Origin of the sequence: Enterovibrio litoreus (assembly GCF_045679545.1) — a bacterium.
GTDB lineage: Bacteria > Pseudomonadota > Gammaproteobacteria > Enterobacterales > Vibrionaceae > Enterovibrio.
Map to the genome: position 1 here is coordinate 1,071,557 of NZ_CP166195.1, position 12,714 is coordinate 1,084,270.

The following is a 12,714-nucleotide window of genomic DNA, read 5'->3' on the forward strand; positions in this document are numbered from 1 at the left end:
GTTTGTTGATTATCGGTGAGTCGCCAGGGATTTAAAAGCGTGGGCAGGAAAAAGAAAATGCGCTTCGAGAGGAAGCGCATTGATTCGATGCGTCAGAATGACGGATTTTCTACGTGACCAGATTTATGCTGACACTTTTTCTCCGTCGGGTTTCTTTTTGTCGGCATCCTTCGCTGCCTCTTTGTCTGCGTATGTGTCGTCATGACTTGATTGGTCGCTCAAGACTTCAACCACGCTAGCACGTGAAAGCTGACCTTGAAGTTGACCGTCTTGATCCAGCACAGGCAGTGGCAGTTCATGTTCAATGGTGTCTGGGATGACTTGCTCGATCAGGGCATCAGATTGAATGCCAGGAACGATTTCCAATACCTTGTCATCAATGGCATCGCTATGACGTGATGCATCGAATGATTCCAAACGCTCGCGACTCAGTGCGCCCTGATAACCATCATCGTTCATGTAGTAACCGTGCTGCACTTTTGCCTGGCGCATTTGCGATAGCGCTTCGCCAATGGTGTCTGTGCTGATACGAAGGCTCTGCGGCTGCATAACGGTGTCAACGGTGAGTGCGCGGGCGCGATTTACGTCTTTGACGAATGCTTCAACATAGTCGTCGGCTGGGTTAAGTAAGATATCAACCGGGCGACCCTGCTGGATGAGCTTGCCGTCGCGTAAAATAGCAATGCGATCGCCCAAGCGAAGCGCTTCGTCCAAGTCATGGGTGATGAAAATAATGGTTTTCTGAAGCTTTTCCTGCAAACCAATGAGCTGATCTTGCATTTCACTGCGGATGAGTGGGTCAAGGGCAGAGAATGCTTCATCCATCAAAAGGATTTCTGCATCGGTACACAAGGCGCGAGCGAGGCCAACACGCTGTTGCTGTCCACCTGAAAGCTGTGACGGGTATTGCTGCTCGTAGCCCGCAAGCCCAACCGTGTCTAACCACTCGGTGGCTTTTTTATCACGCTCGGCTTTGTCCACGCCTTGCACTTGCAGCCCGTATGCGACGTTTTGCAAAACCGTGCGGTGTGGCATCAAACCAAAACGTTGAAACACCATAGACATTTTGTGGCGGCGGAAATGCTGCAGCCCTTTTTCGTCTAGTTTCATGACATCTTCGCCTTCAACGATGATTTGCCCTTCAGTCGGGTCAATCAAACGGTTGAAGTGGCGGATCAGCGTGGATTTCCCCGAGCCTGAAAGGCCCATGATCACGAAGATTTCTCCGCGTTCAATGTCTAAATCAATTTGCTGCAAACCCACTGTGTGGCCAGTATCCGCCAATATGTCGTCTTTGGATTTTCCGGCTTTGACGTCGGGCAGGACTTTTTGCGGGTTTTTGCCGAATATCTTATAAAGACCTTTAATTTGGATCAGCGGTGTCGTGTTGGAATTACTCATGATGACCTCCGCTCAAATGTTGCTGAGTACGTTTTGCATAACTTTGTGATACTCGGTCAAAGATGATTGCCAAGGCAACGATCGCAAGACCATTGATTAAGCCAAGGGTAAAGTATTGGTTGGTAATAGACTTAAGTACCGGCTGGCCAAGACCTTTCACCCCAATCATTGAAGCGATCACGACCATAGCCAACGCCATCATAATGGTTTGGTTGATACCCGCCATGATGGTTGGCATTGCAAGGGGTAACTGCACGCCAAACAAGCGTTGCGTGGAACTTGCGCCATACGCGGTTGCCGCTTCCAGCACTTCTTTGTCCACGAGTCGAATACCAAGGTTTGTCAGGCGAATGACTGGCGGAATGGCGTAAATAACCACGGCAATGACCCCAGGGATTTTACCAATGCCAAGCAGCATCACGACCGGGATCAGATATACAAATGCGGGCATGGTTTGCATTACGTCAAGTAGCGGTGTCACCAGAGATTGAATGCGGTTTGAGCGAGCCATAGCGATACCAATCGGTATCCCGAGACCAATGGCTAACATGGTACAAACTAGGATGATACTCATGGTTCGCATTGTATCTTCCCACATGCCAAAGTAACCAATGGCGAGAAAGACAAAGATAACACTGACCGCCAATTTCCATGATCGGCTGGCGAGGTAAGAGACACCGGCGAGAATCGCGATCATCAGCCACCATGGGGTGCCGAGCAATAGCTTTTCAAACCAGATAAGAAATTGAAGAAGGGGATCAAAAAAAGATTCGATGGTTTCGCCGTAGTTTCGTGAGAATTCGCGATAAGCGCCATCAAGGGTTTTTCGGATGGTTAGAAGGTCGGAGCGTTCCATCTCCGGGAATTCCGTTAACCAAGAATTATCTGCCATAACAGTACAGCATCCTCTGCATAGTTGTTATTAGTAAAATATAGTGAATATACCCGCCACGAAAGCAGTCTCGACGTTTTCTGTGAGACTTATGTGATGCAAAACGGGAGAGGGCCTAAGCACTATATTTGCGTGTGGTGAATTTGCGTTTTTTGAAAACGGGCTGATTGTGAGCAGCCCGTTGGCAGAATGCGTGCTTTATAGTGCCGCTTTCACTTTTGCTGCAACCTCAGGGGTAACCCACTGCGTCCAGATGTCAGCATGACTTTGTAAGAAGTATTCGCCAGCAATCTCACCATCAGCCTGATTGTCTTCCATCCAAGCCAGCAGAGTGTTTAGATCATTGGTGGTGAACGAACGATTTGCAAGATAGCTCATAGCACCGGGTGCACGTTGAGCAAAGCTCTCAGTGACAACGGTATCTACCGCTGAAGGTGGGTACATGGTCACTTTTGGCTCAAGACACTGTTCACTGGTTGTACACGCTTTGAAGTGCTCTTCATCAATGCCTGATCCAAAGTCAACTTTAACCATTTCATACTTACCAAGAACCGCTGTTGGTGCCCAGTAATAGCCAAACCAACCTTGACCGCGCTCATATGCTTTGGCGATAGAGCCCGCAAGACCGGCGCCTGAACCTGGATCAATCAATTCAAAACCACTGTCTTCAAGTCCCAATGCGTTAAACAGGTTGCCTGATGAAATCTGGCAGTTCCAACCTGCAGGGCAGCCATAGAATGCGCCTTTCGTTGGATCTTCTGGGTGTTTGAAAAGTAGCGGATTGTTTTTCACACCTTGAATGGTTGCTAGGCTTGGGTCTTTGTCGACAAGAAACTTAGGTACCCAGAAGCCTTCTACGCCGCCTTCAGAGAGTGTGCTACCAGCAAAACGTAATCGGCCTTCTTCTACGCCTTTGTCCAAAGCTGCTTTTAGAGAGTTACTCCAGAATTCTGGCGCAATGTCAGGCTCGCCCTTTTCGATCATCGACGTACCCGTTGGCATGGTATCGCCAGGCACTAACTCTGCGTCGCAGTCATAGCCGTTTGCCAAAATGAAACGGTCAATATTGGCGATGAGTGTTGCCGAGCTCCAGTTCATGTCTGCGATGGTGACCTTGCCACAGTCTGCGGCGAAGCTTGTCATTGGCATTGCTGAAAGCAGCAGGCATGACGTGGCTAAAAGTTTATTCATGGAAGTTCCCTCTCATATGAGCCGTGATAATCAATACAGCTCTAATCATTTACAGTTCCCGCGTACCATTACGAAAACCTATTATTTATGGTTTAACAGATTGAAAAATAGGTACGCATTAAAGTAATCATAACAAACACGCGTCACATTTTCTGCACATACATTACATTTCTAGCTCAAATTGATTCGTCCCCTAATCAATTTGAGCTGGAGGTTATAGGTTGGTTGGCACTTAAGTAATTGATTTTTATTACTTAAATGCCCTTTGGTGTAAATCGGTTGTTTTATTTGTAAGAATTCACATTCAGTTTGGAGAAAGACATACCGAAAACTGTGTTTAGGCGCTCAGTGGTGAAATTTGTGCGTTAGTTAGGCGCTCATACATGGAATCCGACTAAAACAAGGCTAACGGAGTCAACATGTCTCAGACCGTACTCGTATTAGAAGATAATGCCGACATCGCCGAACTGGTATCACTGCACCTCAAAGTGATGGGCAATGATGTCGTGAAAGGAACGTCATTGAAGGAAGGGTTTCGCGTTCTCAACGAAAGAAAAATCGATGCAGTAATATTAGATCGCGGCCTTGATGATGGCGATGGCATGGCTTTGTGCCAACAACTTCGTCAGCAACACAATGGCGTGCCCATCTTGATTTTAACGGCGATGGATTCTGAATCCGACATGGTGGAAGGCTTGGAATCGGGTGCTGATGATTATTTGGCAAAGCCATTTAGCGTGATTGAGTTTCAGGCCAGAGTGCGTGCCCTAATGCGTCGGGCTGGGGTGCACAATCAGTGGAATCAAATGCCCGCAGAAGCCGAAGAGGCGGATTGCGACGAACTGAGCGAGGGGTCTTTGCTGTTTAACCACCTTGAAATCTCACCTGAAACACACAGCGTGACCCTGGGCGGAAAAACCATTGACCTTACTCCCACGGAGTTTTCATTACTGTGCTGCCTCGCTAAACGTCCAGAGCGAGTGTTCAGTAAAGACGAGTTGTTAAGTCGGGTTTGGAATACGGACTACGATGGATACCGTCACACGGTTTGCTGTGCGGTGAATCGCTTACGAAGCAAATTGGAACGTGATCCAGACATGCCAAAATACATTCATACTGTTTGGGGAGTGGGGTATAAATTCCGAGAAGCCACGACCTTGCATCATCTATAACGCGTTGCTGGTTATTGGCTTGAGCCGTGGCGGATTTTTGGCCTTGCTCTGTAACAAGTGATCAATCGTATGGAGTGCGAAATTGACGTTTAAACATCGTCTGTTGTTATTCACCATAGTGTGGTTTTTGTTCAGTGCAGCGCTGCTGACTGCATTGAGCGTGTCTGTGTGGAAAGAAAACGAATTCAGGGCAAAGCAGATCCTGCATAGTGAATTGGCGGTTCACATGAGAGACGACAACCCGTTGATGGTGGGAGATGACTATAGCACTGAAGCGTTATCCTCTATTTTTCACACCTTGATGTTGTTGGGCCCCGATTTTGAAATCTATTTTCTCGACCCTGAGGGAAACATCACCACGTCAGGGCCACCCATTGAAGACGTGCAAAGGCGCAAGATCGATGTCGCACCCATTCAGCAATTTCTAGATAGCCAGCCTTACCCTATTTTAGGCGACGACCCTTTGTCGCATAGTGGCAAAAATGTGTTTTCGGCTGCGCAAATAGATGCGGGTGGCAAGGTTGCTGGCTACTTGTATGTGGTGATCGGGCGTTCTGAAAATGGCGCATTATTAGATTCCGAATCCTTGCTTCTCTATGCACCGGTTGTGTTTGCTGCGCTGGTGGCAATTTTGCTGTTTGCATTGTGTGTTTATCGCATGGTGTTTCGCCATATCATTACACCGGGACGATTGATGGTGCACCAAATTGAGCAAGCGGCGAGTTCTGAATTTCGCGTTACCCCACCACTTAAGTTTTCAACTGCCGAGCTACAAGAGTTAGCGTCGCAATATCGTCGTATGATGGCCGTGATCCAACAGCAGTTTATCCAGCTTAGAATTCAAGAAGCACAGCGCCGTGAGCATCTTGTGCAGCTCAGTCACGATCTTAAAACGCCTTTGGCGAATGTACTGGGTTATCTCGAAACCTGGCGAATACAACATAATGAAGGTCGTGGCATGATTGATACGGCGTATCATAATGCGCAGCGACTACAGCGCCATCTGAAAGAACAACTTGATGCCGCGCGATCCCCCACCGCCAAGGTTGTGCTGTCGTATCAAGAAATTGATGTGAATGCTTTGCTACAAGAGATCAAGCAGCGCTTTGCTTTGTCGGCAAAACATAAGCTGGTCGATATTGTGGTGAGCGCTGACATTCAAATCTCAGTGATTGCTGACGAACAACTGATTAACCGTGTCTTTGATAATTTGTTGGAAAACGCGATCCGTCATAGCCCGTCGCATTCAACCATTTTGATTGATGCTGCTAAAGCGAGTGCGCGCCGTGTAGGCTTTCGTATATCCAATAGCGTTGAAAAGGGCAGTGCATCTGGTTCGTTGGGGATGGGAACCAAGATCGTTGAAGCGATCTTAAGCCTTCATCAAAGTCAGCTTGAGCGTATTGAAGAAGATTTAACAGAGTCATTCAGTGTTTACTTTGAACTCTCGTCGATAGCGGATAAGACGAGCAGCCAAATTCGCGCCGTTCCCGACGTTTTTACTTCAGTTATAGATAGTGAAAACGAACCCCAAATGACCTCATCGTTGCCGACAGTGAATGGGGGCTTACGAGAGACTGCTGATGAAACCCGAGCCATGCCAATGTTGATGACAGACGATCCGGCAAGCGCTGAGCCGTTGCCTTCATTTAGCGCATCAGACACTGGTCCATCTAGTGGCAGTAGTGACGAGAAAAATGAGCAAGCAGATGAACGTGGACGAAAATAAAGCCAGCCAAATGCATCGCTTCTGCGCTTTTAAGTCAATCGTCTTGTTTTATTTGTTTTGGCAGTTGTGAGTTTTGCGGATCTGGGCTGAAGCAATATCAATACAAATATTCCCAACATCACCGCGCCCATGATAGAGAGCAGGCGCTTTCCATCTTCGATGAACGCGCTGCCAGCATTTTGAGTAATGCCGTAATACACCAAGACCACAAATCCGGAATAGAGCAATTGAATCGTGCTGTAACTAGCATTTTTCTTCATGGCATGAATGCCCATAAGGAGCGAGCAGGTCAATACAATGCCCATGTTCCCAATCAGATCGGTTTGCAAAACACTCATCACGAGCACAGGCAATGTGAACAGGAAACCCGCCAAGGTAGCGAGAAAGCGCCTAACACCATAGCTATGGGCACTGATAGGATCGGGATCTTTAAGTATCAATGCAACGGTAATTGTGACAATGGTGCTTTGCACCAGATTGAGGGCGATAGAACTGATCAAAACCAGCAAAATTATGCTGGCTTTCAGTACGATATGCCAGACTTCGGTGTGTTTAGGCTCAGAAGGCAATGGTGTTGGTGTTGGTGCTATCGGGTCGCCACCCGGAATAAGAAAATAGGCCAGATACGCAACAAATCCTGCGATGAAAATGTTCTCCATTAACGCCAAAGGCACTTGCGTGACGTCTATCCCTTTTTGGCGGGAGAACACGGCGATCATCGCAGTTGAAACTACCAGGAGTGTCGCCAGTAGATCTTGTGGATTAATTCGACAGCGCAGCATGCACCAGTAGAAAACCACAAACAGCATGCAGTAATACACAATGGGATTGTCGAGAAGTAGGTTACTCAGGCTGGCCTGAAACCATGCCGTAATAAACAGCACTACAGCCATTAATATCACCATCAGCAATGGCGGCGGTTTGTGTGATGTTGTTAGAAACACCGCACATATTGCTGGGCCTAATAGCGGAATTTCCGTCCCAAACACGTGCTGCCAAAAAAGCAACAAGACGGGAAAGATCGCGACACGGATAATGGCGTTTCCGGGGCGTCTAAACATGATTAGGTCACACCATTACGAGACATAGCTCAGGTAGCTCCAAATCCACGTCCACACATCAAGTAATGCTTCCCCAAAATCAGATTGCCGTGGATAAAAGCTCACGGTTGCAAGGCCGCCATATCGAAGATTGACGTCATCGGGTAAGTCAAAAAAGCGGATGTTGACGGGGAATCGCTGTGCACGCTGGATATCGGCTGGCGAATCAAATAAACCATTGTTTCCATCGATTTGAAGGCTGCCATTGCCACTGCTTCCCCAGCCAATCGAAGTGACTTCACCATGAAAAATCTCTCCAGGATAAGCATCGAAAACAATTTTCACTATGGTGCCTTTTTGGATATAGACCAGAGAATTTTCACGCACCATGGCAGTGAGCCAAAAATGGCGGTTATTGATATAGGTCAGTAGAGGCTGCCCAGTCGCGGCATAATCACCGGCGGCAAGGTTGATGTTGGTGATCACACCTGCTGCTGGCGCATTGATGTCAGTATAAGAAAGATCGAGCAAGGCTTTGTCTAACCTGTTCAGTGCCGATTTAACTTGAGGGTTGTTCTCTCCTTTAGGCCCCAACGCTTCTTGTGCTCGGGCGAGTGCTGCGATGGCTTCGGCAAGGTTAGCTCTGGCAGTATTCAGTGCAGATAGGCTGTCATCAAGCGTCGCTTGGCTAACCACCCCCCGTCGTGCCAACGCAGTATTGCGCTCCGCATGCTGTTTGGCATTAGCGAGCTTGACGCGAGCAGCAACTTCCGTGGCTTTGGCGGCATCAATGGCGGCAGAATCCGCATTGACCGATTGTGATGCTTGTTGAAGCGCTAAACGAGCCGATTCCACGTTCAATTGAAAGGGACGCTTTTCAATGGTCAGGAGTGGCTGCCCACGTTTGACCTCGGCATTGTTAACCACAGAAATGCTCGAAATGGGGCCGGATATTTGAGGGCTAATGCGAATGAGCTGTCCGTTAACTCTGCCATGGCTGGTCATGGGCGTCACACGGTCAGCCCATAGGGTGTAGATCCAAATGACCAATGCTGCTGCGATGAGATAATAAGTGAAACGGCGGGCGCTGTTCACAGAGGGCGACTGCTCCTTTGTATTCGCGTTCGTTTCTTCCTCAATGTTCGGCTTGCTGGCATCACTCATGACATGTGTCCTTATTGCCATGACCATCTGAAGAATGGCCATTAGAAATGGATGATGGCGATTCATCCACGGAAGGTAATTCTATGAGGAGTGAGAAGGAAAAGTTGTCCAAGTTAAGACACTTTGGTGTAAACAGTGTCATATCAGGCATATAGGGTACGGCGTGTGTTTTGGCGGGTTTGGATGTAGTGAGCAGAAAAAAGGAGCACCGTTCATTTGAACGCGGCTCCCCAGAAAACGATTCAACTATTTTGTTAGCTATTTTGACGGCATTTTTGACCGCAATATAGACCGTAATTTTGAAAAGCGGATTGCGCGTTAGTGACCCATAAAATTGGGTTTACGTTTAGCTATGAACGCTTTCATCCCTTCTTTTTGATCGTGAGTGGCGAATAAACCGTGGAAAACTCGACGCTCAAAACGCACTCCTTCGCTCACGGGTAGCTTTTCAGCTATCACTACACACTCCTTTGCCAGTGTCACGGCTGGCTTGCTGTAACTTGCAATCGTGCGTGCGGCATCCATGGTTTCTCGCAGCAATTGATGTTCAGGCACCACGCGAGACACCAGCCCAGCGCGTTCGGCTTCTGCGGCGTCCATCATCCTGCCAGTCAGAATCATGTCCATCGCTTTGGCTTTGCCGACCAGCTTGGTGAGGCGCTGTGATCCGCCCATGCCAGGGATCACGCCGAGGGTGAGCTCAGGTTGACCAAATAGCGCAGAATCCGCTGCAAAAATGGTGTCGCACATCATGGCTAGCTCGCACCCGCCACCCAAAGCATAGCCAGAAACGGCGGCGATAATCGGGGTGCGAATGTGGTCAATGGCCTCCCACCCCGCAAAGTAGTCGCACGCTGCCATGTCCTGATAGCACATATCGGCCATTTCGCTGATGTCTGCACCAGCGGCAAACACTTGTTCTGAACCCGTGATGACAAAGCAGCCTACGTCAGGGTTTGTGTCATATTCCGTCAGTGCTGAGACCAATTCTTGCATCAACGCCGAATTGAGGGCGTTACGTTTTTCTGGACGATTTAATCTAAGGGTAACGACGCCTTGATCCATGGTGGTTTTAATCAGCATATTCATGTCCTTAACTGTCCCAGATTGCGCCATAGGCAGGTATGCCACGGCTTTCTAAACCGTAAACAACTTGGCGCGTGAGTTTTTGATTGGAAATGCAAATAACCGCCTCTGCATCAAAGGCTTTGTAAGCAGCGTAAGCCAGTTTCACCATGTCAGGTTTACCTTCTTTGTCGGTATCCCAGATCAGCGCATCGGGCTGTGCCGCAAGAATTTCGTCGACCAATTCATCGCCATAGGTTTTGCGTGGGTCGCGGGTTGACCACACCAACTGCATCGGTAATTTCTGTGCCAATAGGTGCGGTAAACAGGGGCCAATGCCACTGCCAGTCGCGATGTACACCACGCGTTTAAACAGCACTTCAATGTTGGCAACGCCCGCGGTGGGAACACCTTTGACCCAGACATGGCTTGGTTTGTCGTCGATCAGTTTCCCTGTCCAATCTCCGGCGCGAGAGACGGTTAAGCGATAACCGGGCTCAGTGGGTGAAGGCACATTGGCAAAGTGGTGCCATTCAGAAAGGGGGGAGCGGCTAATGGCCATTGATGAGCCAGCAAATGGCGTGACGCCGTAATTGAACTTCAGCAGCGCGACATGGCGAGAGGGCGTCGTGATAGAGACGGGCACTCGACGCAGGCGCAACCAAGGAAGCAAGATGCTGAATGACATGATGAGTAGAAGCCACATGGACGGTGTATTCAACATTCGTTCCCACGTTGTCTGATCAGGTTGGCTATCTGTTGCAATGGCAAAAGCCTGTACCCAGAATAAAATGAGCACGCTCCATCCCGCAAAGCGGTGAGTGCGCTCGAAGGCATTGTGAAACTTCTTCCGAATATTGGGCATGGCCATGGCAATCATCACCACCAACAAACCAATGATCCCCCAAGTGGTAAAAAGGCTGGTGGCCGAAACCGATGCCGGGTTTTGATTGTGTTGATAGATCAGCGCGCCCGTGAAAAGTGCAAACCACAAGGTTCCGTTCACTGCACAGCCACTGTGCAGTCCACCGTGATGATAGATCTTGCCTAAATGCCAACGCACAGAAAGTGGCCAAGTCACCGGTGCACGCGTTGCCAGCCAGAACAGTAGATTGATGACATATTGTTGGCGAACCAATATCGCGACAAAGAAGTTACTGATCACCATGTTGCTCAGGCTGGTTAGGTCAATATGGTTTGGTGCAAACCATTGCCCGCTTGTGATGCCATAAATCAGCCAACCGAGATTGATCGCAGACACCAAGATAATCAATCGAACATAGTGTTCCAACGCGGGATATTTCCACATGCGTTGCAGCAATCCTTGCTTGGCGGGTAACTCAGACTGTGAATAAGGCGCCATCATGCCGATTTCCCTCCTTGGTTTTGAGACTCGTCGTACAGTGCTTGCAGTGCGCGCTTATCAATTTTCCCCCGCGGCGTTAACGGCAGAGTCTCAAAGGCCATCACACGAACCGGCACACAGTAGTAGGGAAGGTGGGAGGCAACATGATTGATGGCGTCCTGCTCATTAACGCTTGCTGGGGCAACAAAGGAAACAAGATGATTGGCGTCGGCTTTTAACGTGACCGCTAAGCGACACGCTGGAACCTGCTCGATGATGCTGGACACCGCATCAAGCTCCACGCGAAAGCCTTTTACTTTTACTTGATCGTCGGTTCGACCATAGTGTTCAAGTTCACCGCATGGTGTCCATCGTCCGAGATCTCGGGTTCTGAACATTACATGCCCATCGCCTAAAAAAGGATCAGCACGATAACGTGCTTGGCTGAGATCTGCGTTGGCGAGATACCCCTTCGTCACGCAAATACCGCCGGCCCACATTTCCCCCACTTCACCGATTGCACAGGGTTCGAGCTTTTCATTCAGCACGTACACTGTGTTATTTGGGGTAGGCTTGCCAATGGTTAGCGAATCGCCGGGGCGGTAAAGTTTGGCGGTATTGATGATGGTGGTTTCTGTTGGTCCGCAACAGTTGTAAAAATCGCAGAATGCTCCCCAAGTATCAGCTAGAGGTTTAGGGCAAGGTTCACCTGCGACCGCGACTACGCTGACATCACGACACTTTTCAGGGTCAATCTGTCCGAGTACAGACGGCGTGGCGATAATGACATCGGCATTGACGGCGGTATGCTCAATCACTTTGTCTCGAATCAGTAACGTTGCACCGTGACAGAGCGCAACAAACACCTCCCACGCAGACATATCAAACGCGATACTTAATATCTGAGCCACACGCATGCCGGGTTTCACTCCCAGATTCCCCGGTGACGTCATCACAATGTTGCAGACATTTTTGTGGGTGACCTGAACACCATTTGGCTTTCCCGTTGTGCCCGAAGTGAAAAGAATAAAGCAAGTGTGCTGAGGTTTTGTTGGGCGCTTCCCTGCGATTTTAAGAGAAAGAAATTCACTTGATTTCAATAGATTATCAAGCTCAATGACTGTGCAGTCGTCGAAAGCAGGTAGGCTTTGTTTGTGTTGAGAAAGGGTAAGGACAATCTTAATACGTGCGGTTTCAACGATATGTTCGAGCTGAGGGTGTGGTGCAACACCGGCATGTTGCGGTACATAATTTGCCCCAATTTTCAGGCACGCCATCATGCCAGTCAGCATGGGAATCGAACGCGTAAGAAACAAACCTACGGAGTCGCCGGGTTTTACGCCAAGTTGCTGCAAAAACGTGGCGAGTTGCTCTGCGTGTTGATTCAATACCTGATACGAAATTGAACGATTACCATGCATGGCAGCAATCGCATGGGGTGTTTTGTCAGCGTGATATTCGAAAGCTTTATTTAGGGTGCTGAACGAAGGGGACTCACTAGGGCCACGACCGAATTCAATGAATTTTCGAAGCTCAGTCGCATCGAGACTTGCCAATGGCGAAACATTAAAGTCGTTGCCATCGCCCGATAGCGATGATTTTGGTGATGGTGGAAACAACGGCGAAGTAAGTGAAGCTGTCATCTTGATCTCCCTGACATCTATTCTCCAAATTGCTCGAAGCGATTAGGAGTGACAGGGAGAATTTAGCGAACA

At 48.8% G+C, this 12,714-nt stretch carries 10 protein-coding genes; 2 read left to right on the forward strand and 8 right to left on the reverse strand.

Translation table 11 applies throughout. From position 1 onward, the window contains the following. Positions 1-123: 123 nt before the first annotated feature. The 3 genes from AB8599_RS20185 to AB8599_RS20195 all read right to left on the reverse strand — a co-directional run bounded on the left by AB8599_RS20185 (position 124) and on the right by AB8599_RS20195 (position 3,484). A complete protein-coding gene (locus AB8599_RS20185; RefSeq protein WP_407333521.1) occupies positions 124-1,401 on the reverse strand; it encodes a glycine betaine/L-proline ABC transporter ATP-binding protein in 1,278 nt (425 codons plus the stop codon). Then, positions 1,394-2,293, reverse strand: a complete 900-nt coding sequence (locus tag AB8599_RS20190) for an ABC transporter permease (RefSeq protein WP_407333522.1) — start codon at positions 2,291-2,293, stop codon at positions 1,394-1,396. The genes AB8599_RS20185 and AB8599_RS20190 overlap by 8 nt, the downstream gene beginning before the upstream one ends. Before the next feature lie 198 nt (positions 2,294-2,491). After that, entirely contained in the window at positions 2,492-3,484 is a 993-nt protein-coding gene (locus AB8599_RS20195; protein WP_407333523.1) for an ABC transporter substrate-binding protein, read from the reverse strand. Positions 3,485-3,903: 419 nt separating this feature from the next. Here AB8599_RS20195 and AB8599_RS20200 point away from each other — a divergent pair, with 419 nt between their 5' ends. Then, positions 3,904-4,656, forward strand: a complete 753-nt coding sequence (locus AB8599_RS20200; RefSeq protein ID WP_407333524.1) for a response regulator transcription factor — start codon at positions 3,904-3,906, stop codon at positions 4,654-4,656. Between the two features lie 82 nt (positions 4,657-4,738). Then, positions 4,739-6,385: a sensor histidine kinase gene (locus AB8599_RS20205; RefSeq protein ID WP_407333525.1), complete on the forward strand. Its 1,647-nt coding sequence runs from the start codon at positions 4,739-4,741 to the stop codon at positions 6,383-6,385. Between the two features lie 29 nt (positions 6,386-6,414). Here AB8599_RS20205 and AB8599_RS20210 read toward each other — a convergent pair whose 3' ends face one another. The 5 genes from AB8599_RS20210 to AB8599_RS20230 all read right to left on the reverse strand — a co-directional run bounded on the left by AB8599_RS20210 (position 6,415) and on the right by AB8599_RS20230 (position 12,642). After that, positions 6,415-7,446 carry a DUF2955 domain-containing protein gene (locus AB8599_RS20210; RefSeq protein ID WP_407333526.1) on the reverse strand — a complete coding sequence of 344 codons (1,032 nt, stop codon included), beginning with the start codon at positions 7,444-7,446 and terminating at the stop codon, positions 6,415-6,417. Between the two features lie 15 nt (positions 7,447-7,461). Beyond that, positions 7,462-8,589 (reverse strand): HlyD family secretion protein, encoded by a 1,128-nt coding sequence (locus AB8599_RS20215; protein WP_407333527.1) that lies wholly within the window; start codon positions 8,587-8,589, stop codon positions 7,462-7,464. 318 nt (positions 8,590-8,907) lie between these two features. Continuing rightward, positions 8,908-9,672 (reverse strand): enoyl-CoA hydratase-related protein, encoded by a 765-nt coding sequence (locus AB8599_RS20220; RefSeq protein WP_407333528.1) that lies wholly within the window; start codon positions 9,670-9,672, stop codon positions 8,908-8,910. Positions 9,673-9,682: 10 nt separating this feature from the next. Beyond that, a complete protein-coding gene (locus AB8599_RS20225) occupies positions 9,683-11,020 on the reverse strand; it encodes a hypothetical protein (RefSeq protein ID WP_407333529.1) in 1,338 nt (445 codons plus the stop codon). Then, positions 11,017-12,642, reverse strand: a complete 1,626-nt coding sequence (locus AB8599_RS20230) for an AMP-binding protein (protein WP_407333530.1) — start codon at positions 12,640-12,642, stop codon at positions 11,017-11,019. The genes AB8599_RS20225 and AB8599_RS20230 overlap by 4 nt, the downstream gene beginning before the upstream one ends. Positions 12,643-12,714: the final 72 nt, after the last annotated feature.

Excerpts from the sequence above, each read along its gene's own strand:
- AB8599_RS20185 (WP_407333521.1), bottom strand. The coding sequence starts at position 1,401 with ATGAGTAATTCCAACACGACACCGCTGATCCAAATTAAAGGTCTTTAT.
- AB8599_RS20190 (WP_407333522.1), bottom strand. The coding sequence starts at position 2,293 with ATGGCAGATAATTCTTGGTTAACGGAATTCCCGGAGATGGAACGCTCC.
- AB8599_RS20195 (WP_407333523.1), bottom strand. The coding sequence starts at position 3,484 with ATGAATAAACTTTTAGCCACGTCATGCCTGCTGCTTTCAGCAATGCCA.
- AB8599_RS20200 (WP_407333524.1), top strand. The coding sequence starts at position 3,904 with ATGTCTCAGACCGTACTCGTATTAGAAGATAATGCCGACATCGCCGAA.
- AB8599_RS20210 (WP_407333526.1), bottom strand. The coding sequence starts at position 7,446 with ATGTTTAGACGCCCCGGAAACGCCATTATCCGTGTCGCGATCTTTCCC.
- AB8599_RS20215 (WP_407333527.1), bottom strand. The coding sequence starts at position 8,589 with ATGAGTGATGCCAGCAAGCCGAACATTGAGGAAGAAACGAACGCGAAT.
- AB8599_RS20220 (WP_407333528.1), bottom strand. The coding sequence starts at position 9,672 with ATGCTGATTAAAACCACCATGGATCAAGGCGTCGTTACCCTTAGATTA.
- AB8599_RS20225 (WP_407333529.1), bottom strand. The coding sequence starts at position 11,020 with ATGATGGCGCCTTATTCACAGTCTGAGTTACCCGCCAAGCAAGGATTG.
- AB8599_RS20230 (WP_407333530.1), bottom strand. The coding sequence starts at position 12,642 with ATGACAGCTTCACTTACTTCGCCGTTGTTTCCACCATCACCAAAATCA.